Origin of the sequence: Yoonia sp. (assembly GCF_014859355.1) — a bacterium.
Lineage (GTDB): Bacteria > Pseudomonadota > Alphaproteobacteria > Rhodobacterales > Rhodobacteraceae > Yoonia.
Map to the genome: position 1 here is coordinate 35,901 of NZ_JACUUJ010000011.1, position 21,811 is coordinate 57,711.

Here is a 21,811-nt window from a genome sequence, read left to right on the forward strand (position 1 = left end):
CGGGGCCACAAGATCAGGCGATGACAGAGAATTTCACAGGCAGTTTCACCCAACAGGAACCGATTCCCGAAGAAGGCATCGCAGGGGCGGTTGCCATCATGCAAACGGGGCGCCTGCACCGCTATAACACCGCACCGCACGAGGTGTCGCAGACGGCCCTGCTGGAGGAGGAATTTGCTGCCAGCGTCGGTGCGGCATACTGCCTTGCCGTGGCATCGGGTGGTTACGCCATGGCGACGGCCCTGCGCGCCTGCGGGGTAAAGCATGGGGACACGGTGCTGACCAACGCCTTTACGCTGGCGCCTGTGCCCGGTGCCATTGCTGCCGTGGGGGGCGTGCCGATCTATGTCGGTGTCACCCCTGATCTGGTGATCGACCTTGAAGATCTGGCGGGCAAACTGGACCGCGCGCGCGTGTTGCTTTTGTCGCACATGCGCGGGCATATCTGCGATATGGACAGGCTGATGGCGCTATGCAACGCCGCTGGTGTGACCGTGATCGAGGATTGCGCGCATACAATGGGTGCCGCATGGGATGGCACGCCCAGCGGGCGCTGGGGCAAGTTCGGCTGTTATTCCACCCAGACCTACAAACACATCAATTCCGGCGAGGGCGGATTGCTGATCAGTGACGATGCCGACGGTATGGCGCGGGCAATCATCCTGTCAGGCAGTTATATGCTGTATGAAAAACACCGTGCAGCACCACCACCCGAAACATTCGCGCAGATCAAATATGAAACGCCCAATATCTCGGGGCGGATGGACAATCTGCGCGCCGCGATCCTGCGCCCGCAACTGCGCGATCTGGCCACGCAAGCACGGCGCTGGAACGACCGTTACCGCGTGTTGGAAACCGGGCTGGCCGATACGCCGGGGCTGCGGCTGATCCCGCGCCCCGACAAGGAACATTTCGTCGCCTCGTCGTTCCAGTTTCTGTTGCTGGATTGGGCGGCGGATGCGGTGGCCGATGTGCTGCGCCGGTGCGCCGCGCGCGGGGTTGAGCTGAAATGGTTCGGCGGGGCAGAACCCACTGGATTTACCTCGCGCTATGACAGCTGGCGCTATGCGCCTAGCCCGCCGATGCCGCAAACCGACCGCGTGCTGGCAGGCATCATCGACATGCGCCTGCCGTTGACATTCAGCCTTGACGACTGCGCCCTGATTGCACGCATCATCCGGGCAGAGGTGTCAGCCGTGTATCAGCGACCGGCCGCCGCCCAATAATCGTGTAAAAATGACTCGACAGATGTGACCCCACAAGCCTACAACTGAACAAGCGTTCAATTAACCGGAGCCGCGCCATGTTTCATGCCTCAATGACATTCGATCTGGGCGAGGATGTGAACGCCCTGCGCGATATGGTCCACGACTGGGCGCAGACCCGCGTGAAACCGATGGCGGCGCAAATTGACCGCGACAATCTCTTTCCCCCTGAACTCTGGCCCGAAATGGGCGAATTGGGCCTGCTGGGTGTGACAGTGGGTGAAGAATACGGCGGCGCGGGCATGTCATACCTTGCCCATACCGTCGCGGTAGAGGAAATTGCCCGCGCCAGCGCATCGGTGTCGCTGTCCTATGGGGCGCATTCCAACCTTTGCGTCAACCAGATCAAGCTGAACGGGAATGATGCACAAAAGGCGAAATACCTGCCGCGCCTGATTTCGGGCGACCATGTGGGCGCGCTAGCGATGTCAGAGGCAGGGGCCGGGTCTGACGTGGTGGCGATGTCGCTGCGGGCGGAAAAGCGCAACGATCATTACCGCCTTAACGGCAACAAATACTGGATCACCAACGGCCCCGATGCCGACACGCTTGTTGTCTATGCCAAGACCGATCCTGATGCGGGGTCAAAAGGGATCACGGCGTTTTTGATCGAAAAAGGAATGACGGGTTTCAGCACTAGCCCGCATTTTGACAAGCTGGGGATGCGCGGGTCGAACACGGCTGAACTGGTTTTCGATGATGTGGCCGTGCCGTTCGAAAACGTGCTGGGCGAAGAAGGGCGCGGTGTGCGTGTTCTGATGTCCGGCCTCGATTACGAACGTGTCGTGCTGGCGGGGATCGGGCTGGGGATCATGGCGGCCTGTCTGGATGAAATCATGCCTTATCTTGCGTCGCGTAAACAATTCGGCCAGCCCATCGGAAACTTCCAACTGATGCAGGGCAAGATTGCCGATATGTATACGGCGATGAATTCTGCCCGCGCCTATGTTTATGAGGTGGCGCGCGCCTGCGACCGAGGCACCGTGACGCGGCAAGACGCTGCCGCCTGCTGCCTTTATGCCAGTGAAGAGGCGATGAAACAGGCGCATCAGGCGGTGCAGGCGATGGGCGGCGCGGGGTTTCTGGCCGACGCGCCCGTCGCGCGGCTGTTCCGCGATGCGAAACTGATGGAAATCGGCGCCGGCACGTCCGAGATCAGGCGGATGCTGGTGGGCCGCGAATTGATGGGGGCGATGGGGTGAAACGCTGGATGGTCTTTATCCCCGTCGCCGCGCTGGCCGTCTTTGCCGGGGTGCTGGGGTTGCGGATGGGGCAGGTGCCGTCCGAGACAGAGATTATCAACCGCTATGCCGCCGCCTATCTGGATATGTCGCCCGCCGGGGCCAGCCTGACCGATTGCGCCGCCACCACGCACCCTGATCCCGGCGTGCGCATGGTGATTACCTGCGTGCATCCCAACGGCGTTGCCACGACATTTTACGCGGGTCCGCGCGGTGAACCACTGCCCGACCCACACCAAGGACCAGCCGCATGAGCGATGCCGAGATTCACCTTGCCGCGTTGAAAAAGGTGCGCGATGCGGCAGAACAGGCCGCCCTTGGCGGCGGCGAAAAATCCCGCACGCGTCATGTTTCGCGGGGCAAGATGCTGCCGCGTGACCGTGTGGCCAGCCTGCTGGACACCGGCAGCCCATTTCTGGAAATCGGTGCAACGGCAGCGCATGACATGTATGACGGGGCCGCCCCCTGTGCCGGTGTGATCGCGGGTGTGGGGCTTGTGAATGGCGCGCAGGTGATGGTTGTCTGCAACGATGCGACGGTCAAGGGCGGCACCTATTACCCGATGACGGTGAAAAAACACCTGCGCGCGCAAGAAATCGCTGCGGCCTGCCGTCTGCCCTGCGTCTATCTGGTCGATAGCGGCGGCGCGAACTTGCCCAATCAGGACGAGGTGTTCCCCGACCGCGACCATTTCGGCCGTATCTTTTACAATCAGGCGCAAATGTCGGCGGCGGGTATCCCGCAGATTGCGGTTGTCATGGGATCCTGCACGGCAGGCGGCGCCTATGTGCCGGCGATGGCCGATGTGTCAATCATTGTGCGGGATCAGGGCACGATCTTTCTGGCCGGTCCGCCGCTGGTCAAGGCCGCGACGGGTGAGGTGGTGAGCGCCGAGGCGCTGGGCGGCGGCGATGTGCATACCCGCCTGTCCGGTGTGGCCGATTATCTGGCCGAAGATGACGCCCATGCGCTCGCACTCGCGCGGCAGGCGGTGGCGTCTTGCAATCTTGATAATATTTCGAATGTCAATCGCTTGTCATCCGAACCCCCGGCACTTGATCCGGCGACATTGTTCGATGTGATCCCCGCCGACCTGCGCACGCCCTATGATATCCGCCAGGTGATTGGCCGGATAGTGGACGGGTCGCGCTTTGACGAATTCAAGGCGCGGTTTGGCGAAACGCTGGTTTGCGGGTTCGCCCATATTGACGGCTGGCCCTGTGGGATCGTGGCCAACAACGGGGTGCTGTTTTCCGAAAGCGCGCAAAAGGGTGCACATTTTGTGGAACTGTGCAGCCAGCGGAAAATTCCGCTGGTGTTTTTGCAAAACATCACGGGCTTTATGGTCGGGCAGAAATACGAAAACGAAGGCATCGCGCGTCACGGGGCCAAGATGGTGACAGCGGTGGCAACCACGAAGGTGCCCAAGATCACGATGGTCGTGGGCGGATCATTTGGCGCGGGAAATTATGGCATGTCTGGTCGGGCTTACAGCCCGCATTTCATGTGGTCGTGGCCGACCAGCCGGATCAGCGTGATGGGCGGCGAACAGGCTGCGGGCGTGCTGGCGACAGTGAAACGCGATGCCATCGAACGGGCGGGCGGTGAATGGTCGGCGGCAGAGGAAGCGGCCTTCAAACAGCCTACGATTGATATGTTCGCGCAGCAATCGCACCCGCTTTATGCCAGCGCGCGGCTGTGGGACGATGGAATCATCGACCCGCGCAAATCGCGCGAGGTGCTGGCGCTGTCGCTCGCCGCCGCCTGTAACGCGCCAATAGAGGAGACACGTTTCGGCGTGTTCCGGATGTAATGGCCATGTTTGACAAGATCCTCATCGCCAACCGGGGCGAAATTGCCTGCCGGATCATACGCACCGCGCTGGCCATGGGGGTGCGGACGGTGGCGGTGTATTCCGATGCGGATAACATGGCATTGCATGTGCAGCTGGCGGATGAGGCGGTGCGGCTGGGTCCAGCCCCCGTGGCTGACAGTTACCTGCGGGGTGACCTGATTATTCAGGCGGCGTTGGATACCGGCGCACAGGCGGTGCATCCGGGCTATGGGTTTTTGTCCGAAAACCCTGATTTCGTTGATGCGGTGACGGCGGCGGGGCTGGTGTTTATCGGCCCGTCGGCGGATGCAATTCGGGCGATGGGGCTGAAGGATGCGGCCAAGGCGCTGATGGCAAAGGCAGGCGTGCCTGTCGTGCCGGGGTATCATGGCAATAATCAGGAGCCGGATTTTTTAGCTAAAAAAGCCGATGAGACCGGCTATCCGGTCTTGATCAAGGCGGTTGCGGGGGGCGGCGGCAAGGGCATGCGCCTGGTCGAGACGCGACCAAGTTTTCGCGAAAATTTGGCCTCTGCCCAGGCCGAGGCGCGCACGGCCTTTGGCAACCCCGATGTGCTGATCGAAAAATACATCACCACCCCCCGCCATATAGAGGTGCAGGTGTTCGGCGATGGCACGGATGCGGTGCATCTGTTCGAACGCGATTGTTCGCTGCAACGCCGCCATCAAAAGGTGATCGAGGAAGCCCCCGCACCGGGCATGACCGACGCGATGCGCAAGGCTATGGGCGACGCGGCGGTGACGGCAGCAAAGGCGATTGGCTATGCTGGCGCAGGCACCATCGAATTCATCGTGGACGGCTCTGACGGGCTGCACCCTGACCGCTTCTGGTTTATGGAAATGAATACGCGGTTGCAGGTGGAACATCCCGTGACAGAGGCGATCACCGGCGTTGATCTGGTCGCGTGGCAATTGCGCGTCGCCGCAGGCGAGGCGCTGCCCGCACGGCAAGAAGATCTGGCAATCACAGGCCACGCGTTCGAGGCGCGGCTATATGCCGAGGACGTGCCAGCAGGGTTCCTGCCCGCCACAGGCGTGATCGAGCATCTGGAATTTCCCGATAACGCCCGCATCGACAGCGGCGTTGTTGCCGGGTCCGAGGTTTCACCATGGTATGACCCCATGATCGCCAAGGTCACAGTTCACGGGGAGGATCGCGCAACTGCGCTGCGGGCGCTGTCGGCGGCGCTGGATCAGACGCAGGTGGCGGGCACGGTGACCAACATCGGTTTCCTGCGGGCGCTGTCGCGCGATCCGGGGTTTGTTTTGGGCAAGGTTGATACCGGGCTGATTGCGCGCGAACAGGCGCGGCTTTGCGCGGCGCCTGTGCCGGATGCGCTTGCAGTTGCGGTCGCGGCTGTTGTGGCGGCGGGGATCGGGCGGGATGCGCTGGCGGGCTTTACGCTGTGGGAACCGCTGGGCCGGGATATTTTGCTGGCCCATGCGGGCGCGGATGTTGCCGTGCGGCTGATGGTTCATGCGGGTGGCCGTTGTGATGTGACGGTGGGCGCTGAACATATGGCATTGCGCTGGCGCGGCGATGACTGGGGCCTGCCTGCGGTGCGGCATGGCGGGCGTGTCACGGTTTTTGGCCCGCAAACGCTGACCTTTGATATTGTCGATCCGCTGGCGCGCGCCGGCGATGCCTTTGGCGGTGACACGGTGCTGGCCCCGATGCCGGGGCTGGTGCATGATGTGGCCGTCAGCGTCGGGCAGCCGGTCTGCGCGGGCGACCGATTGGTGGTGTTGGAGGCGATGAAGATGGAACATGTGCTGCGCGCGCCCCGCGACGGGGTGATTGCCAGCGTTGCAGTGGCAAAGGGCGACCAGGTGACGGCGGGGGCGCTGATGGTGGCGCTGGAGGCGGTGGAATGATCCGGTTGCATCACTGCCCTCAGACCCGGTCGATGCGCAGTCTTTGGTTGCTGTATGAAGTCGGGGTGGATTTCGAACTGGTTGTCTACCCGTTTGATAAGACGCTGCGCGAAGAACCTTACCGGTTGCTAAACCCTACGGGCCGGGTGCCGACGCTGGAGATTGACGGCGTTGTGCTGACCGAAAGCGGGGCCATCGCGCAATACCTGTGCGCGCGCTTTCCTGCGGTGGGCCTTGGGCGCGGGCCGGCTGATGCGGAATGGGCGGCGTGGCTGAACTGGATTCATTTTGCCGAAACCATCAGCCAGCATTGCGCGGCACTGACCCAGCAGCATGTTGCCCTGCGCGATGATCATATGCGCAGCCCGATCATCATGCAGCTGGAGGCCAAGCGACTTGTACGCACGCTGGGCACGGTCGAGGCAGCGTTTCAGGCAGACTATCTTTTGTCGTCTTTTTCGGCCGCGGATGTGGGCGTGGGGCAGGCGGTTTACATGGCGGCGCATTTTGTCAAACTTGAAGGGTTTCCGAAGGTTGCGGCGTGGTATGGCCGGTTACAGGAACGGCCTGCGTTTCAAAAGGCATTGCCGGACGGTCCAGGCCTATATGCGCAGAGTTTTTATCCGGCCTGGGATGTGGCGCCATGAGGGGCGCGCGGCCCCCGTCCCGGCCTTTGGCATGCACACCCCCGGGATATTTATGCTCGGAAGATGCGGGGCGTCATGGCTGAGTTTGTGCGGATTCACGAGGTTGGCCCGCGTGACGGGTTGCAGAATGAACCGGCGCTGATTGGGGTGGACCGCAAGGTCGCGCTGATTGATCTGCTGGGCACATCGGGTTTGCGCGATATCGAGGTGGGCAGTTTCGTCAGCCCCAAGTGGGTGCCGCAGATGGCCGATACCGATCGCGTGCTGGCCCGGCTGCGCCCTGTTGCGGGTGTGCGTTACGGTGTGTTGGTGCCCAATCTGCGCGGCTGGGACGGGTTTGTTGCAGCCCGCGTGCCCGGTGTCACCTACGAGGTGGCGGTGTTCATTTCCGCATCCGAAGGGTTTTCGCAAAGCAACCTGAATTGTTCCATCGCCACATCGGTGGAACGTCTGACGCCTGTGGTGCACGCGGCGCAGGCGGCGGGGGTTGGTGTGCGGGGGTATATTTCCTGTGTCACAGATTGCCCGTTCGATGGCCCGGTGCCGCCCGAAGCCGTGGCGCGCGCGGCGGCAATGTTGCGAAAGGTGGCGCCGATGCAGGTGTCACTGGGCGACACGATCGGAAAGGGCACGCCCGCGCGTGTGGCGGCGATGCTGGATGCGGTGATGGTGGTGGTGCCTCTGGCGGATCTGGCGGGGCATTTTCATGATACCGGTGGTCGCGCGCTTGCCAATGTAAAGATGGCGCTGGACATGGGCCTGCGCGCCTTTGACAGCGCGGTGGGGGGGCTTGGCGGGTGCCCCTATGCGCCGGGTGCGCCGGGCAACCTTGCAACCGAGGCGCTGCTGGAACTGGTGCATGGGTTGGGCTTTACCACGGGCGTGGACGTGGATGTGATTGCCAAAGCGGCTGAGATGGCGAGGGCGATGCGATGATTGATCTGACAGTCGACGGGCGCGGCGTGGCGACCCTGGCGCTGGCGCGGCCCGAAAAACATAATGCGTTGTCACAGGCGCTGATTGACGCAGTGCGCAAGGCCACTGACCGAATCGCCGCTGACCGAGGGGTCCGCGTTGTTGTGTTGACCGGGCGGGGCGTTTCTTTTTGTGCGGGTGGCGATCTGGGATGGATGCGCGACCAGATGGCCGGTGACGCGGTGATGAAACGGGCAGCGGCCCGGTCTTTGGCGGATATGTTGGGCGCGCTGAATACACTGCCACAGCCGGTCATTGGCCGTTTGCAGGGAAATGCCTTTGGCGGTGGGGTGGGGCTGGCCTGCGTTTGTGATGTGGCAATTGCCACGGATCACGCGAAATTCGGGCTGACGGAAACGAAACTGGGTCTGATTCCCGCAACGATCGGCCCTTATGTGCTGGCGCGGATGGGCGAAGCGCATGCGCGGCGTGTGTTCATGTCGGCGCGGGTGTTTGATGCAGCCGAGGCTGTGACGCTGGGGATTGTCGCCAAAGCAGTCCCAGCCAGTGCGTTGGACGCGGCGGTTGCGGCCGAAGTCGCGCCTTATCTGTCATGCGCACCGGGGGCGGTGGCGGCGGCCAAGGCTTTGGCGCGCAGCCTTGGCCCTGTCATTGATCCTGCAACGGTTGCCCGGTCGGTCGATGCCCTGATCGCACGCTGGGAAAGCGATGAAGCCGCGCAGGGGATTGCGGCGTTTTTCGGTAAAAAACCTGCCCCTTGGGCATGATGTCGGCGCGGGCCAGTGGCAAGATGACGCCCTGAAAAACACCGTGAATCAGGCTTGGCTTTGGTTGACCGCGCTGGGGTGCGGGGGTATGCAACACACAGTCGCTTTGATCCGCCGTGTGGCGTACCGTGCTGAAAGGAACTTCCTTTGCAGGAAATGTTGTCCGAATATCTGCCGATCATGATCTTTCTGGGGCTGGCGATCGCGCTGGGCCTGATCCTGATTCTGGCTGCGGCCATTGTCGCCGTGCGTAACCCCGACCCTGAAAAGGTGTCGGCCTATGAATGTGGTTTCAACGCCTTTGACGATGCGCGGATGAAATTCGATGTCCGGTTTTATCTGGTGTCGATCCTGTTCATCATCTTCGATCTTGAGGTCGCGTTCCTGTTCCCATGGGCCGTCGCGTTTGGCGATATTTCAATGACGGCATTTTGGTCGATGATGGTATTTCTGGGCGTGCTGACGATTGGCTTTGCCTATGAATGGAAGAAAGGGGCGCTGGAATGGGAGTGATGACCGGAACCGCCGTGGGGGCCGACAAGGAACACGCCACGCAAACCCTGAACCGCGAATTGCAGGACAAGGGGTTTCTTGTCACCAGCACCGCTGACATCATCAACTGGGCGCGCACCGGATCGCTGCACTGGATGACATTTGGTCTGGCCTGTTGTGCGGTCGAAATGATGCATACATCCATGCCGCGCTATGATCTCGAACGGTTCGGCACCGCGCCGCGCGCCAGCCCGCGCCAGTCTGATCTGATGATCGTGGCGGGCACGCTGACCAACAAGATGGCGCCGGCCCTGCGCAAGGTCTATGACCAGATGCCTGAACCACGTTACGTGATCTCGATGGGGTCGTGTGCCAATGGTGGCGGGTATTATCATTACAGCTATTCCGTGGTGCGGGGCTGTGACCGGATCGTGCCGGTGGATATCTATGTGCCGGGCTGCCCACCTACGGCAGAAGCGCTGCTTTATGGTATCCTGCAATTGCAACGCAAGATGCGCAGAACCGGGACAATCGTGCGCTGATCGCCCGGCGGCGTGACAAGCGTGCGTCAGGCACCTGTGAAAAGGAATTACGATGACCGAAGCCTTGCAAGAACTTGGCACCCATCTGGAAATGAAACGCACAGACTGTGTGTTGTCATGGCATGTCGTGCATGACGAACTGACGGTGACTGTCGCGCCGTCATCGCTGGTCAGCTTTGTCGAGTTTCTCAAGTTGGACCAAGGGTGCCAGTTTTCGACGCTGGTGGATATCACGGCGGTGGATTATCCCAGCCGGGCCAAGCGGTTCGATGTCGTCTATCATTTCCTGAGCATGTATCAGAACCAGCGTATCCGCCTGCGGGTGCAAATCCGCGAAGAAGATGTGTTGCCGTCGATCCTGTCGGTGCATCCTGCCGCAAACTGGTTCGAACGTGAAGTATTTGACATGTTCGGCATTCTGTTTTCGGGCCACCCTGATTTGCGCCGCATCCTGACCGATTATGGTTTCCGCGGGCATCCGCTGCGCAAGGATTTTCCGACAACAGGCTACACCGAGGTGCGATACGACGAGGTGCAAAAGCGTGTCGTCTATGAACCTGTCAGCCTTGTGCAGGAATATCGCCAGTTTGATTTCATGTCGCCTTGGGAAGGGGCCCAATACATTCTGCCGGGCGATGAAAAGACCAAGGAGGCCGCGAAATGATGGACGGCGATATCCGGGTGAATACCTATGATGACGGATCCACTGACGCTGTGAGTGGCGAACAGAAGATACGTAATTTCAACATCAACTTTGGCCCGCAACACCCTGCCGCGCATGGTGTTTTGCGGCTGGTGCTGGAACTGGACGGTGAAATCGTCGAACGCTGTGACCCGCATATTGGCCTGCTGCACCGTGGCACCGAAAAGTTGATGGAATCGCGCACCTATCTGCAAAACCTGCCCTATCTGGACCGGCTTGATTACGTGTCGCCGATGAACCAGGAACATGCTTGGTGTCTGGCCATCGAACGGCTGACCGGCACGCAGGTGCCGCGCCGCGCCAGCCTGATCCGGGTGCTGTATTCCGAAATCGGGCGCATTCTGTCGCATCTGCTGAATGTCACGACACAGGCCATGGACGTTGGTGCGCTGACGCCGCCGCTTTGGGGCTTTGAAGAACGCGAAAAGCTGATGGTGTTTTACGAACGCGCCTGCGGGGCGCGTTTGCACGCCGCCTATTTCCGCCCCGGCGGGGTGCATCAGGATCTGCCGGATCAACTGGTCGAAGACATCGATGCATGGGCCGTGGCGTTTCCCGGGGTGTTGGATGACATCGACGGGTTGCTGACGGAAAACCGCATTTTCAAACAGCGCAACGCCAATATCGGGATCGTGACCGAAGAGGACATTCAGGAATGGGGCTTTTCGGGAGTCATGGTGCGCGGGTCTGGCCTTGCATGGGATTTGCGGCGCGCGCAACCTTATGAATGCTATGACGAATTTTCGTTTCAAATCCCCGTTGGCAAGAATGGCGATTGTTATGACCGCTATCTTTGCCGGATGGCGGAAATGCGCGAATCCACGTCCATCATCCGTCAGGCCTGCGAAAAGTTGCGCCACGAAAAAGGCGATGTGATGGCGCGCGGCAAAATGACCCCGCCGACCCGTGGCGAAATGAAAACCTCGATGGAGGCGTTGATCCATCACTTCAAGCTTTATACCGAAGGGTTCCATGTGCCCGCAGGCGAAGTCTATGCCGCGGTTGAAGCGCCCAAGGGGGAATTTGGTGTATACCTTGTGGCGGACGGCACCAACAAACCTTACCGCGTCAAACTGCGCGCGCCGGGCTATCTGCATTTGCAAGCGATGGATCATGTCTGCAAAGGGCACCAGCTGGCTGATGTCAGCGCCGTGATCGGCACGATGGATGTTGTGTTTGGTGAAATCGACCGATGACCATGGTTGATGTTCTGATCGGGTTTATGATCGCAGGTGGGTTTTTTGTTTCGGCGATTGTGTCGCGGATGTTTCGCCGGACTGCAGCGGGTGTTGTGATTGGTGGGGTTGCGGGCATCTTGGTATCGGTGCTGGTCCTGTATTACGGTTTGGGTGGCACGACCTTCCCCGACGCCGCACCGCTGGAATGATGTGGCCATGATGACATTGACGCTGAATTACTGGCTGTTGATTTACGGCGCACTGGCCGGCTTTGGTGCTGCTTTGGCGGCGCGGGGCGGCAACCGTTTGGTCAAAGCGGCGGTTGTTGGCGCAATCATCGTCTTTGTGGTGGACGTTGTGCGTGGCCTGTTGTGACTGTGACCCGGCTTTATAACGCAAAGAAAGTGAAAAGACCTATGAAACCTTCTCTGATCCTTGTGTCACTGTTTGCGCTGGCTGCCTGTGCCGATGGTATGCCCACCGCGATGTCCGGCGGCTCTGCCGAGGCGCGGTTCGTGTCAGCGGTGGAAAATAACGGCTGTATCCTCAATCAGGCGAACACGGCACGTGTCCTGAACCAGGCGCAAGTCACCCCGGAGCAAGTGACCGAGATTGTCACAAAGTTGGCGGGTGAGGGTAAGATCGAAACCTCAATGGGGGCATCGCTGCGGCTGACCACACCAGCTTGTAGTTGATGACAATTGGTTTGCCCGGCACGTTCCTTGTGCTAGGGCAAGCATGAACCGTGGTGGGGCGTTGCCTTGCTGCCTTGTTTGCGCTGATGATTGGCGCTGCCATGATGACCGGAATGAATGAATGCTACGCCGCCTTTATCACGACCAGCCCGAAACCTTTGCCTTCACCCCAGATAACCTGAAGTGGGCGGAAGCGCAGATCAAGAAATTTCCCGAAGGCCGTCAGGCCAGCGCCATCATCCCTATTCTTTGGCGCGCGCAGGAACAGGAAGGCTGGCTGACCCGGCCCGCGATTGAATATGTGGCCCAAATGCTGGATCTGGCCTATATCCGCGCGCTGGAAGTCGCGTCTTTCTATTTCATGTTCCAGTTGCAGCCGGTCGGTTCGGTCGCGCATATTCAGGTCTGCGGCACGCTAACCTGCATGATCTGCGGCGCCGAGGATCTGATCGGCGTTTGCCGTGACAAGATCGCGGACAAGCCTTTCGCGCTGTCGGCTGATGGCAAGTTTTCGTGGGAAGAGGTGGAATGTCTGGGGTCATGCACAAATGCGCCGATGGCCCAGATCGGCAAGGATTATTACGAAGATCTGACCGCGGAACGTCTGGGCGAAATCATTGATGAACTGGCCGCAGGCCGCGTGCCTGTGCCCGGTCCGCAAAACGGGCGGTTTGCTGCGGAACCGCGCAAGGGGCTGACCAGTCTGCGCGGCTACGAAAGCGGCAAGACGGAATATAACGCCAGCGCGCAACTGGCCGTGGATATTGGCGATACCGTCAAACGGATTGACGGCACCGAAGTGCCTTTGCTGACGCCATGGATCGCGGGTGGCGGGAAAAAAGCCGTAGCTGGTAAAAAAGCCAAAGAACCCAAGCCAGCGGCAAAAGTGCCCGCCGACAGCACAGGCGTGACCAAGCAAGAGGCGCAAGCGACATCTGAGGCCAAGCCGGTGTCAAAATCGGATCCGGGGGATACAGCCGAACAGCAACCCGAAACAATCGCACAGCCGCGCAGCGGTGGGGCGGATGACCTGAAAAAAATCAGCGGCGTCGGCCCAAAATTGGAAGCCGTGCTGAATGAATTGGGGTTCTGGCACTTTGACCAGATCGCGAAATGGACAGAGGCCGAGGTGGCTTGGGTTGACAGCCGCTTGAAATTCAAGGGGCGGATCACACGGGATAACTGGATGGCACAGGCTGCGGCGCTGGCAAAAACAAAAGATTGACGTGGCTTTGGGCCAAAAAGAGCTTGAACAGTGCGTCACGTCAAAGTGGTTCATTTTTTAGCGTAAATCAGCTAAATATGTCGCAAGAGATTTTAACCGTCGCGCAGGCATGATGCTGGTCTGAATTGTCATGCGCATTATGTTTTGAAGTGCCCAGACAAGGGGGGATAAGTCATGATTAATTTCAATGCGCCTGCATCAAAGTTTGAAGGGATTGTCGCGGTTGCGGCCCTGTTTGCAATCATCGCCATCGGCGTGGCGTTTGTTTTGTATGATTACAGCTTTATCGCTGCGGTGTTTGTCGGGGCGGTGGTTGGCGTTGTCACTGGTGGCGTGTTGTTTCTGGGCTGGCGGGAACCTGCGCCCGGTCCACAGGCTGCGCCGAAACCGGCGGTTGCTACGGCCCAAACCACAGCAACGATTGTTCCGCAGGGGTCTGATGGAAAACCGACATTTCTGCGTGCTGCGCGCGACAGCGGGTCTGATGATCTGAAGCTGATCAAAGGCGTGGGGCCAAAGCTGGAAAAGATACTTCATGATATGGGTGTGTTCCATTTTGACCAGATTGCCGCCTGGGGCCCCGCAGAGGAGGCATGGATGGATGATAACCTTGAAGGCTTCAAAGGGCGTGTCACGCGTGATGACTGGGTTGCGCAGGCCAAAGCATTGGCCAATGGTGCGCACAGCTAGGTTTTGACGAAGCAGGGGGCTGCGTTTGCGAATGCGGTTTGGTTCATGGCACAGTCCGGGCAAAAAGATCAGGCAAGGGCGGGACGACGCATCGCGTTGACGGTGGCAGGAACAGGTGTTTTCTGGATTATGGCGTCCTTGATCGGGTCGGAATATAACTGGTTAAATCGCACACGCGCGTTTTTTGACCTTGCAGCGCTGGCCGGTTTCGGCTTTGCGCTGTGGCAGACATTTCAACTCTGGCGCGCGCGCCAGAATGACAAGGGCGATAGCTGATGCTCAAAGACCAAGACCGGATTTTTACCAACCTTTACGGGATGCACGACCGCAGCCTTGCCGGCGCGCAACAGCGCGGGCATTGGGATGGCACGGCCGATATCATCAAGAAGGGGCGTGACTGGATCATCAACGAAATGAAGGCGTCGGGCCTGCGCGGGCGCGGCGGTGCGGGCTTTCCCACGGGTCTCAAGTGGTCTTTCATGCCCAAGGAAAGCGATGGGCGCCCGGCCTATCTGGTGGTCAACGCCGACGAATCCGAACCGGGCACCTGCAAAGACCGCGAGATCATGCGCCACGACCCGCACACGCTGGTAGAAGGGTGCTTGATTGCCAGCTTCGCAATGAATGCCCACGCCTGCTATATTTACATTCGCGGTGAATACATCCGCGAGAAAGAGGCGCTGCAAGCCGCCATTGACGAAGCCTATGCCGCTGGTCTGGTCGGCAAGAATGCCTGCAAATCCGGCTGGGATTTCGATATTTATCTGACCCATGGCGCCGGTGCTTATATCTGCGGCGAAGAAACAGCCCTGCTGGAAAGCCTTGAGGGTAAAAAGGGCATGCCGCGGATGAAACCGCCATTCCCCGCGGGTGCGGGTCTTTATGGTTGCCCGACGACGGTGAACAATGTGGAATCAATCGCCGTGGTGCCCACGATCCTGCGGCGCGGTGGGGCGTGGTTTTCCGGCATGGGCCGTCCAAACAATGCAGGCACCAAACTGTTCGCGATTTCCGGCCATGTGAACAACCCATGTGTCGTAGAAGAGGAAATGTCGATCCCCTTCGAGGAATTGATCGAAAAGCACTGCGGCGGGGTCAGGGGCGGTTGGGATAACCTCAAGGCCGTGATCCCCGGCGGGTCGTCCGTGCCCTGCGTGCGTGGCGAAAACATGCGCGACGCGATCATGGATTTCGATGCGCTTAAGGAAAAAGGGTCTTCGTTGGGCACGGCTGCGGTGATCGTGATGGACCAGTCCACCGACATGATCAAAGCGATCTGGCGGCTGTCGAAATTCTACAAGCACGAAAGCTGCGGCCAATGCACGCCTTGCCGCGAAGGCACAGGCTGGATGATGCGCGTGATGGCGCGGCTGGTCGAAGGCAACGCAAGCGTCGAGGAAATCGACATGCTGCTGGACGTGACAAAACAGGTCGAAGGGCATACGATCTGTGCGCTGGGCGATGCGGCGGCATGGCCAATTCAAGGTCTGATCAAGAATTTCCGTGACGAGATCGAGGACCGGATCAAACATAAACGGATGCCCGGGATGGCGGCAGAGTGATTTTGCGCGCGGGCATGGTTGCCGCAGCTTTGGCATTGTCAGCCTGCGCGATGGGCTTGCAAGCGGCGCGGCCGTTTGACGATCAGGCGGTGCAAAAGCTGTATAATCTGACAACACCGGAATATTATGCCACCACTGGTTTGGGCAGTCTGATTGCCCAGAAATGTGCGCGCTATACTTACGATTCCGTGCTGGATGTGCAGGTCAACGAAAAGCGTAACGAGGTCGGGCGCGGGTCGTTGTCTGCGATGGCGCTGCGCGATGCGATTGATCTGGAAACCGATGTGACCAAACGCAGTTTTGCCGCCAAACATGGCGTTGACATGGATGCGGCCGACGATCTGTGCGCGGCGGCTGATGGGGAAATGCTGGAAGGTTCTGCGCTCAGCGCGGTGCTGATTCCCGTGTGATCGCGCAAACTGTGATGTCTTGAAAGGTCGCAAGCAATTGCGGCCTTTTTTTGTCTGATGACATGCCGCGATGGGCGTAATCCCATCTGTTTGGTGTCGTGTTATTGAATATCCGACGCTCAAGCGCGATCTCTGTCCATATAACAGATCCCGACAGGCGGGGCAGGAGCGGACAATGAACAAGATACGCGCATTCGTTACAGCCTTGGGCCTTGTGATACTGGCGGGGGGCCTTTCGGCGCAAACGGAACTGAAAGATGTGGCCGAGGTCCGCGATGGCATCATCCATGTCGGCATGGCCTATGAGATTTCGCAAGAATGCGACGGTATCCGCGCGCGCACCTTTCGGGGTATCGGTTATTTGCAATCGCTCAAGAATCGGGCGCGTGAACTGGGGTATTCAGCCGAAGACATCGACGCCTACGTGAATGATCGCGCCGAAAAGCGCCGGTTGGAACAAATTGCGCGCGATCGACTGGCGGCCCTTGGGGCTGTCGCAGGAGACGCGGAAACATATTGTGCCGTGGGTCGTGCGCAGATTGATGCAGACACGCGCGTGGGGTGGCTCTTGCGTTAAAAACACATGCAAACTGCGGAATATGACAGGTTTTTTGTCGATCCGGCTGGCATCGTCCCCGATGTCGCGTTAGAACGCGATCAACGCCGTGGCCCGATCACGATGGGGGCTACGCGACTGGGAACATAAAGGCGTGCCATGTCTGATCTGCGCAAAGTCATCATTGATGGAAAAGAGGTCGAAGTTGACGGGGCAATGACCCTGATTCAGGCCTGTGAAGTGGCGGGAATTGAAATTCCCCGGTTCTGCTATCATGAACGTTTGTCCATCGCGGGTAACTGCCGCATGTGTCTGGTCGAGGTTGTGGGCGGCCCACCCAAACCCGCCGCATCCTGCGCGATGCAGGTCAAGGATCTGCGCCCGGGCCCTGAAGGGCAGCCGCCCGTGGTGAAAACCAACAGCCCCATGGTGAAAAAGGCCCGTGAGGGCGTGATGGAATTCCTTCTCATCAATCACCCGCTGGATTGCCCGATCTGCGATCAGGGGGGCGAATGCGACCTGCAGGATCAGGCGATGGCGTATGGCGTTGATTTCAGCCGCTTCCGCGAACCAAAACGTGCGACCGAGGATCTGGATCTGGGGCCGCTGGTCGAAACCCACATGACCCGCTGCATTTCCTGCACCCGCTGCGTCCGATTCACCACCGAAGTTGCGGGCATCACCCAGATGGGCCAGACCGGGCGCGGTGAAGACGCGGAAATCACCAGTTATCTGGGTGAAACGCTCGACAGCAACATGCAGGGAAACATCATTGATCTGTGTCCGGTTGGCGCGCTGGTGTCGAAACCCTATGCCTTTACCGCCCGTCCCTGGGAATTGACCAAGACCGAATCCATCGATGTGATGGATGCGCTGGGGTCCAGCATCCGGGTTGATACCAAGGGCCGCGAAGTCATGCGTTTCCTGCCGCGCAACCATGATGGCGTGAACGAAGAGTGGATTTCCGACAAGACCCGTTTCGTCTGGGACGGGCTGCGCCGCCAGCGGCTGGATACCCCCTATATCCGCGAAAATGGCAAGCTGCGCAAAGCGGGCTGGGATGAGGCGCTGCAAGTGGCCGCCGCTGCAATGCAGGGCCGTAAACTGGCCGGTCTGGTCGGTGATCTGGCCCCGGTCGAGGCGGCGTTCGCGCTTAAGCATTTGGTTGAAGGGCAGGGCGGTGTTGTTGAATGTCGCACCGATGGGGCAAAACTGCCCATCGGAAACCGGTCGGCCTATGTCGGCACGGCGACGATCGAGGACATTGATGCGGCCAGGCAGGTGTATCTGATCGGCACCAACCCCCGCGTCGAAGCCCCAGTGCTGAACGCGCGTATTCGCAGGGTCTGGACGCGTGGTGCGGATGTAACATTGGTGGGTGAGGCGGTTGATCTGACCTATGACTACACCCACGCGGGTGCCGATCGTGCGGCATTGGTGGCGCTTGCGGCGCAAGATTTTAACGCGGTGAAAGATCAGCCCTCTGTCGTGATCGTCGGGCAGGGTGCGCTACGCGAAGCCGATGGCGCGGCGGTTCTGGCTCATGCGATGAAGCTGGCGGAAATGTCGGGTTCCGGCTTGCTGGTGTTGCACACCGCTGCGGGTCGTGTCGGTGCGATGGATGTGGGTGCTGTGGCAGAGGGTGGCATGGATGCGGTCAAGGAGGCGGAAGTTATTTATAATCTTGGCGCGGACGAAGTTGATATCGCACCGGGCGCGTTCGTGATTTATCAGGGCAGCCACGGGGACCGTGGTGCGCATCGCGCCGATATCATCCTTCCGGGTGCCGCCTATACCGAAGAAAACGGCCTGTTCGTGAATACTGAAGGGCGGCCGCAACTGGCGCTGCGTGCCAGCTTCCCGCCGGGCGAGGCCAAGGAAAACTGGGCCATTCTGCGGGCGCTGTCTGCGGAACTGGGGGCCACGCTGCCATTCGACAGCATGGCGCAATTGCGTCAGGCGCTGGTCGCCGCGCACCCGCATCTTGGCAAGGTGGATCAGGTGCCTGAAAACGATTGGAATCCGCTGCCTGTTAAAACGCCAGGCAAGGCTGATTTCATCAATGCGATCAGTGATTTTTACCTGACAAACCCGATTGCGCGGGCGTCAACATTGATGGCCGAATTAAGCGCAAACGCCAAGGCGCGCAGGTCAATACCGGTTGCGGCGGAATAAGTGACGGGCCTGGCCCGGAAAATTGCCTGTCAAGGGCTGGCATCTGCGGCGCGGATTGGTTACGCGCTGGATCATAAAGACACCGCAAGACCGGTGTGAGGGACAAAGATGATTGAATTCTTTACCAATACCAACCTTGGCATTGTCCTTGTGATATTGGGGCAAAGCCTTTTGGTGCTTGTTCCACTGCTCTTGGCGCTGGCATTTCTGATGTATGCGGACCGCAAGGTCTGGGCCGCTGTGCAAATGCGCAAGGGTCCGAACGTGGTGGGCGCCTTTGGCCTGCTGCAATCCTTCGCAGATTTCCTGAAATACATCGTCAAGGAAATCGTCGTGCCTGCGGGCGCTGACAAGTTTGTCTTCTTCCTTGCGCCAATGATTGCCTTTGTGCTGGCTGTCATCGCATGGGCTGTGATCCCCTTCAACGACGGCTGGGTGCTGGCCGATATCAACGTTGCGATCCTGTATATCTTTGCGATCTCCAGCCTTGAGGTTTACGGCGTCATTATGGGCGGCTGGGCGTCAAACTCCAAATACCCGTTCCTGGGGTCGTTACGGTCGGCGGCACAGATGATTTCTTATGAAGTGTCGATCGGTCTGATCATTGTCGGTGTCATTATTTCCACGGGGTCGCTGAACTTTGGCGATATCGTGGCGGCACAGGACGGGGCTGGCGGTATCTTCAGCTGGTATTGGGTCGCACATTTCCCGATGCTGTTCTTGTTCTTTATCAGCGCGCTGGCCGAAACCAACCGCCCGCCGTTCGATCTGCCCGAGGCGGAATCGGAACTGGTGGCGGGTTATCAGGTGGAATATTCATCAACTCCGTTCTTGCTGTTCATGATCGGCGAACTGATGGCCGTCGTGCTGATGTGCGCGCTGGTGTCGCTGTTGTTCCTTGGCGGTTGGCTGTCACCCATTCCCGGCCTGCCGGACGGTATTCTGTGGATGGTGCTGAAGATGGGGTTCTGTTTCTTTATCTTCGCGATGGTCAAGGCGATCACGCCCCGCTACCGCTATGACCAGTTGATGCGGATCGGTTGGAAAGTGTTCCTGCCGATGTCGCTGGCATGGGTCGTGATCGTTTCGTTTCTTGCAAAATACGAGGTTCTGGGGGGCTTTTGGGCCCGCTGGACGATGGGAGGCTAAGCAATGACCCAGATGGATTATACCCGCGCGGCCAAGTATTTTCTGCTACAGGATGTCTGGCAGGGCTTTAGACTGGGGATGAAATATTTCTTTGCCCCCAAGGCCACGCTGAACTACCCACATGAAAAGGGGCCGCTTAGCCCGCGTTTTCGTGGTGAACATGCGCTGCGCCGCTATCCAAATGGCGAAGAACGCTGCATCGCCTGCAAATTGTGCGAGGCCGTGTGCCCCGCGCAGGCGATCACGATCGACGCTGAACCGCGCGATGACGGTTCGCGCCGCACGACCCGCTATGACATCGACATGACCAAATGCATCTACTGCGGTTTTTGCCAGGAGGCCTGCCCGGTGGATGCGATTGTCGAGGGGCCGAATTTCGAATTCAGCACCGAAACCCGTGAAGAACTTTATTATGACAAGGCCAAACTGCTGGAAAACGGTGACCGCTGGGAATCCGAGATTGCGCACAACCTTGAACTGGATGCGCCCTACAGATGACCGATCAGAACAACCCTTTTGATGCGATGATGAAGATGGGCCAGGACTGGGCCAAGTCGATGAATATCGACATGGATGCCTTTACGCCAAAAGGGTTTGAAAACCTTTGGCCAACCATGTCCAAGGATATGATGGAGGCGTTTTTCGGCAAGGGGATCAACCCGGATGGTCTGGATGCGAAAACGCGGCTGCTGTTGACACTGGCAGGGCTGACCGTGCTGGGCGCGCAGGCCGAGGCGCAGATCAGGTTGACCGTGCGCCATCTGGTCGAGGCCGGGGCAACGAAACAGGAAATCGCCGAAGCGATTGCCCAGATGGGGCTGTTTGCGGGCATGCCCGCCATGACCAAAGCCATGACACTGGCCAATGAAGTGCTGGAAAAGGACGAAACCGAATGACAGTTTTCGCGTTTACCTTCTATCTGTTTGCGATCACGACAGTGATCGGCGGGCTGTTTACGGTCGTCAGCCGCAACCCGGTGCATTCGGTGCTGTGGTTGATCCTTGCGTTTTTGTCATCTGCGGGGTTGTTCGTCACGCTGGGTGCCGAATTTGTCGCCATGCTGCTGATCATTGTCTACGTTGGTGCGGTCGCGGTGCTTTTCTTGTTCGTGGTCATGATGCTTGACGTGGATTTTGCCGAACTCAAGGCCGAAATGGCGAAATATATGCCGCTGGCTCTGCTGATTGGTGTGGTGATCATCATGCAATTGGCGATTGCCTTGGGCGCGTGGGAATTTTCGGACGGGTTCGAGACGCGCGTTGCCAGCCCGGCGGGTGACATGACGAATACAGCAGCACTTGGGATGCTGATTTACGACAAATATATCATGCTGTTCCAACTGGCGGGTCTGATCCTGTTGGTGGCGATGATTGGTGCGATTGTGCTGACCCTGCGCCACCGGGTCGATATCAAGCGCCAGAACGTATTGGAACAGATGTATCGTGATCCCGCCAAGGCCATGGAATTGCGCGATGTAAAGCCGGGGCAGGGGTTGTGATGAGAAAATCTGCGTTGCTCCGAAAATCAAAGGACTGTGCCAATGATCGGACTTGAACACTATCTGGCCGTTGCGGCGGCGCTGTTTGTGATTGGCATTTTCGGCCTGTTTCTGAACCGCAAGAACGTGATCATCCTGCTGATGAGCATTGAATTGATGCTGCTGGCGGTGAACATCAACTTTGTCGCGTTTTCCAGCTATCTGGGCGATCTGGTGGGGCAGGTCTTTACCCTGTTCGTGTTGACAGTCGCCGCCGCAGAGGCCGCGATTGGCCTTGCAATCCTTGTTTGTTTCTTCCGCAACCGCGGGACCATCGACGTTGAAGACGTCAACGTGATGAAGGGCTGACCA

27 protein-coding genes are annotated in these 21,811 nt (G+C 59.2%); all 27 read left to right on the plus strand.

Going from position 1 to position 21,811, the window contains the following annotated elements; genetic code table 11:
• Window positions 1-20: 20 nt before the first annotated feature.
• The 27 genes from IBX59_RS06055 (at window position 21) to nuoK (ending at window position 21,808) form a co-directional block, all read left to right on the plus strand.
• A complete protein-coding gene (locus IBX59_RS06055) occupies window positions 21-1,226 on the plus strand; it encodes a DegT/DnrJ/EryC1/StrS family aminotransferase (protein ID WP_296373435.1) in 1,206 nt (401 codons plus the stop codon).
• 77 nt (window positions 1,227-1,303) lie between these two features.
• A complete protein-coding gene (locus tag IBX59_RS06060) occupies window positions 1,304-2,467 on the plus strand; it encodes an isovaleryl-CoA dehydrogenase (protein WP_296373436.1) in 1,164 nt (387 codons plus the stop codon).
• Entirely contained in the window at window positions 2,464-2,760 is a 297-nt protein-coding gene (locus IBX59_RS06065) for a hypothetical protein (protein WP_296373439.1), read from the plus strand. The genes IBX59_RS06060 and IBX59_RS06065 overlap by 4 nt, the downstream gene beginning before the upstream one ends.
• The gene (locus IBX59_RS06070) at window positions 2,757-4,319 is read left to right on the plus strand and encodes a carboxyl transferase domain-containing protein (protein WP_296373442.1); all 1,563 of its coding nucleotides are present in this window, start codon (window positions 2,757-2,759) and stop codon (window positions 4,317-4,319) included. The genes IBX59_RS06065 and IBX59_RS06070 overlap by 4 nt, the downstream gene beginning before the upstream one ends.
• Window positions 4,320-4,324: 5 nt before the next feature.
• A complete protein-coding gene (locus IBX59_RS06075) occupies window positions 4,325-6,235 on the plus strand; it encodes an acetyl/propionyl/methylcrotonyl-CoA carboxylase subunit alpha (protein ID WP_296373444.1) in 1,911 nt (636 codons plus the stop codon).
• Window positions 6,232-6,882 (plus strand): glutathione S-transferase family protein, encoded by a 651-nt coding sequence (locus IBX59_RS06080; protein WP_296373446.1) that lies wholly within the window; start codon window positions 6,232-6,234, stop codon window positions 6,880-6,882. The genes IBX59_RS06075 and IBX59_RS06080 overlap by 4 nt, the downstream gene beginning before the upstream one ends.
• 75 nt (window positions 6,883-6,957) lie before the next feature.
• Complete coding sequence (locus IBX59_RS06085; RefSeq protein ID WP_296373448.1) at window positions 6,958-7,818, plus strand: hydroxymethylglutaryl-CoA lyase; 861 nt, start codon at window positions 6,958-6,960, stop codon at window positions 7,816-7,818.
• Entirely contained in the window at window positions 7,815-8,585 is a 771-nt protein-coding gene (locus IBX59_RS06090) for a crotonase/enoyl-CoA hydratase family protein (protein ID WP_296373450.1), read from the plus strand. The genes IBX59_RS06085 and IBX59_RS06090 overlap by 4 nt, the downstream gene beginning before the upstream one ends.
• Before the next feature lie 147 nt (window positions 8,586-8,732).
• The gene (locus tag IBX59_RS06095) at window positions 8,733-9,098 is read left to right on the plus strand and encodes an NADH-quinone oxidoreductase subunit A (protein WP_296373451.1); all 366 of its coding nucleotides are present in this window, start codon (window positions 8,733-8,735) and stop codon (window positions 9,096-9,098) included.
• Window positions 9,089-9,619, plus strand: a complete 531-nt coding sequence (locus IBX59_RS06100) for an NADH-quinone oxidoreductase subunit B family protein (RefSeq protein ID WP_296373453.1) — start codon at window positions 9,089-9,091, stop codon at window positions 9,617-9,619. Before IBX59_RS06095 ends, IBX59_RS06100 begins: the two co-directional genes overlap by 10 nt.
• Before the next feature lie 52 nt (window positions 9,620-9,671).
• Window positions 9,672-10,283, plus strand: coding sequence for an NADH-quinone oxidoreductase subunit C (locus tag IBX59_RS06105; RefSeq protein ID WP_296373455.1), 612 nt, complete (start codon window positions 9,672-9,674; stop codon window positions 10,281-10,283).
• Window positions 10,280-11,518 carry an NADH-quinone oxidoreductase subunit D gene (locus tag IBX59_RS06110; RefSeq protein ID WP_296373457.1) on the plus strand — a complete coding sequence of 413 codons (1,239 nt, stop codon included), beginning with the start codon at window positions 10,280-10,282 and terminating at the stop codon, window positions 11,516-11,518. Before IBX59_RS06105 ends, IBX59_RS06110 begins: the two co-directional genes overlap by 4 nt.
• A complete protein-coding gene (locus tag IBX59_RS06115; RefSeq protein WP_296373460.1) occupies window positions 11,515-11,709 on the plus strand; it encodes a hypothetical protein in 195 nt (64 codons plus the stop codon). Before IBX59_RS06110 ends, IBX59_RS06115 begins: the two co-directional genes overlap by 4 nt.
• Before the next feature lie 7 nt (window positions 11,710-11,716).
• Window positions 11,717-11,875: a hypothetical protein gene (locus IBX59_RS06120; RefSeq protein WP_296373462.1), complete on the plus strand. Its 159-nt coding sequence runs from the start codon at window positions 11,717-11,719 to the stop codon at window positions 11,873-11,875.
• 41 nt (window positions 11,876-11,916) lie between these two features.
• A complete protein-coding gene (locus tag IBX59_RS06125) occupies window positions 11,917-12,195 on the plus strand; it encodes a hypothetical protein (RefSeq protein WP_296373464.1) in 279 nt (92 codons plus the stop codon).
• Window positions 12,196-12,316: 121 nt separating this feature from the next.
• Complete coding sequence (locus IBX59_RS06130) at window positions 12,317-13,420, plus strand: NADH-quinone oxidoreductase subunit E (RefSeq protein ID WP_296373466.1); 1,104 nt, start codon at window positions 12,317-12,319, stop codon at window positions 13,418-13,420.
• Between the two features lie 174 nt (window positions 13,421-13,594).
• Window positions 13,595-14,110 carry an NADH:ubiquinone oxidoreductase gene (locus tag IBX59_RS06135; protein ID WP_296373468.1) on the plus strand — a complete coding sequence of 172 codons (516 nt, stop codon included), beginning with the start codon at window positions 13,595-13,597 and terminating at the stop codon, window positions 14,108-14,110.
• 45 nt (window positions 14,111-14,155) lie between these two features.
• Window positions 14,156-14,386, plus strand: a complete 231-nt coding sequence (locus tag IBX59_RS06140; RefSeq protein ID WP_296373470.1) for a DUF5337 domain-containing protein — start codon at window positions 14,156-14,158, stop codon at window positions 14,384-14,386.
• The gene (gene nuoF / locus IBX59_RS06145) at window positions 14,386-15,672 is read left to right on the plus strand and encodes an NADH-quinone oxidoreductase subunit NuoF (protein WP_296373472.1); all 1,287 of its coding nucleotides are present in this window, start codon (window positions 14,386-14,388) and stop codon (window positions 15,670-15,672) included. The genes IBX59_RS06140 and nuoF overlap by 1 nt, the downstream gene beginning before the upstream one ends.
• Complete coding sequence (locus IBX59_RS06150; RefSeq protein ID WP_296373474.1) at window positions 15,669-16,082, plus strand: hypothetical protein; 414 nt, start codon at window positions 15,669-15,671, stop codon at window positions 16,080-16,082. The genes nuoF and IBX59_RS06150 overlap by 4 nt, the downstream gene beginning before the upstream one ends.
• A 175-nt stretch (window positions 16,083-16,257) precedes the next feature.
• Window positions 16,258-16,659 (plus strand): DUF5333 domain-containing protein, encoded by a 402-nt coding sequence (locus tag IBX59_RS06155; protein WP_296373476.1) that lies wholly within the window; start codon window positions 16,258-16,260, stop codon window positions 16,657-16,659.
• A 138-nt stretch (window positions 16,660-16,797) separates the two neighbouring features.
• On the plus strand, window positions 16,798-18,813 hold the full coding sequence (gene nuoG, locus IBX59_RS06160) for an NADH-quinone oxidoreductase subunit NuoG (RefSeq protein WP_296373478.1): 2,016 nt from the start codon (window positions 16,798-16,800) through the stop codon (window positions 18,811-18,813).
• A gap of 108 nt (window positions 18,814-18,921) precedes the next feature.
• Window positions 18,922-19,962, plus strand: coding sequence for an NADH-quinone oxidoreductase subunit NuoH (nuoH, locus tag IBX59_RS06165; protein WP_296373480.1), 1,041 nt, complete (start codon window positions 18,922-18,924; stop codon window positions 19,960-19,962).
• A gap of 3 nt (window positions 19,963-19,965) precedes the next feature.
• A complete protein-coding gene (gene nuoI / locus IBX59_RS06170; protein WP_296373482.1) occupies window positions 19,966-20,460 on the plus strand; it encodes an NADH-quinone oxidoreductase subunit NuoI in 495 nt (164 codons plus the stop codon).
• Window positions 20,457-20,858 (plus strand): carboxymuconolactone decarboxylase family protein, encoded by a 402-nt coding sequence (locus tag IBX59_RS06175; RefSeq protein WP_296373484.1) that lies wholly within the window; start codon window positions 20,457-20,459, stop codon window positions 20,856-20,858. Before nuoI ends, IBX59_RS06175 begins: the two co-directional genes overlap by 4 nt.
• Window positions 20,855-21,460: an NADH-quinone oxidoreductase subunit J gene (locus tag IBX59_RS06180; RefSeq protein ID WP_296373487.1), complete on the plus strand. Its 606-nt coding sequence runs from the start codon at window positions 20,855-20,857 to the stop codon at window positions 21,458-21,460. Before IBX59_RS06175 ends, IBX59_RS06180 begins: the two co-directional genes overlap by 4 nt.
• A 42-nt stretch (window positions 21,461-21,502) precedes the next feature.
• Window positions 21,503-21,808 (plus strand): NADH-quinone oxidoreductase subunit NuoK, encoded by a 306-nt coding sequence (gene nuoK / locus IBX59_RS06185; protein WP_296373489.1) that lies wholly within the window; start codon window positions 21,503-21,505, stop codon window positions 21,806-21,808.
• The last annotated feature ends 3 nt before the right edge of the window (window positions 21,809-21,811 follow it).

Bases quoted from the DNA above. Each gene is read 5' to 3' on its own strand.
- IBX59_RS06115 (WP_296373460.1), top strand. From the start codon at position 11,515: ATGACCATGGTTGATGTTCTGATCGGGTTTATGATCGCAGGTGGGTTT.
- IBX59_RS06180 (WP_296373487.1), top strand. From the start codon at position 20,855: ATGACAGTTTTCGCGTTTACCTTCTATCTGTTTGCGATCACGACAGTG.
- IBX59_RS06090 (WP_296373450.1), top strand. From the start codon at position 7,815: ATGATTGATCTGACAGTCGACGGGCGCGGCGTGGCGACCCTGGCGCTG.
- IBX59_RS06055 (WP_296373435.1), top strand. From the start codon at position 21: ATGACAGAGAATTTCACAGGCAGTTTCACCCAACAGGAACCGATTCCC.
- IBX59_RS06110 (WP_296373457.1), top strand. From the start codon at position 10,280: ATGATGGACGGCGATATCCGGGTGAATACCTATGATGACGGATCCACT.
- IBX59_RS06120 (WP_296373462.1), top strand. From the start codon at position 11,717: ATGATGACATTGACGCTGAATTACTGGCTGTTGATTTACGGCGCACTG.
- IBX59_RS06085 (WP_296373448.1), top strand. From the start codon at position 6,958: ATGGCTGAGTTTGTGCGGATTCACGAGGTTGGCCCGCGTGACGGGTTG.
- nuoH (WP_296373480.1), top strand. From the start codon at position 18,922: ATGATTGAATTCTTTACCAATACCAACCTTGGCATTGTCCTTGTGATA.
- nuoG (WP_296373478.1), top strand. From the start codon at position 16,798: ATGTCTGATCTGCGCAAAGTCATCATTGATGGAAAAGAGGTCGAAGTT.
- IBX59_RS06080 (WP_296373446.1), top strand. From the start codon at position 6,232: ATGATCCGGTTGCATCACTGCCCTCAGACCCGGTCGATGCGCAGTCTT.
- IBX59_RS06125 (WP_296373464.1), top strand. From the start codon at position 11,917: ATGAAACCTTCTCTGATCCTTGTGTCACTGTTTGCGCTGGCTGCCTGT.
- IBX59_RS06135 (WP_296373468.1), top strand. From the start codon at position 13,595: ATGATTAATTTCAATGCGCCTGCATCAAAGTTTGAAGGGATTGTCGCG.
- IBX59_RS06155 (WP_296373476.1), top strand. From the start codon at position 16,258: ATGAACAAGATACGCGCATTCGTTACAGCCTTGGGCCTTGTGATACTG.
- IBX59_RS06075 (WP_296373444.1), top strand. From the start codon at position 4,325: ATGTTTGACAAGATCCTCATCGCCAACCGGGGCGAAATTGCCTGCCGG.
- IBX59_RS06140 (WP_296373470.1), top strand. From the start codon at position 14,156: ATGGCACAGTCCGGGCAAAAAGATCAGGCAAGGGCGGGACGACGCATC.
- IBX59_RS06070 (WP_296373442.1), top strand. From the start codon at position 2,757: ATGAGCGATGCCGAGATTCACCTTGCCGCGTTGAAAAAGGTGCGCGAT.
- IBX59_RS06130 (WP_296373466.1), top strand. From the start codon at position 12,317: ATGCTACGCCGCCTTTATCACGACCAGCCCGAAACCTTTGCCTTCACC.
- nuoK (WP_296373489.1), top strand. From the start codon at position 21,503: ATGATCGGACTTGAACACTATCTGGCCGTTGCGGCGGCGCTGTTTGTG.
- IBX59_RS06175 (WP_296373484.1), top strand. From the start codon at position 20,457: ATGACCGATCAGAACAACCCTTTTGATGCGATGATGAAGATGGGCCAG.
- nuoF (WP_296373472.1), top strand. From the start codon at position 14,386: ATGCTCAAAGACCAAGACCGGATTTTTACCAACCTTTACGGGATGCAC.
- nuoI (WP_296373482.1), top strand. From the start codon at position 19,966: ATGACCCAGATGGATTATACCCGCGCGGCCAAGTATTTTCTGCTACAG.
- IBX59_RS06100 (WP_296373453.1), top strand. From the start codon at position 9,089: ATGGGAGTGATGACCGGAACCGCCGTGGGGGCCGACAAGGAACACGCC.
- IBX59_RS06060 (WP_296373436.1), top strand. From the start codon at position 1,304: ATGTTTCATGCCTCAATGACATTCGATCTGGGCGAGGATGTGAACGCC.
- IBX59_RS06105 (WP_296373455.1), top strand. From the start codon at position 9,672: ATGACCGAAGCCTTGCAAGAACTTGGCACCCATCTGGAAATGAAACGC.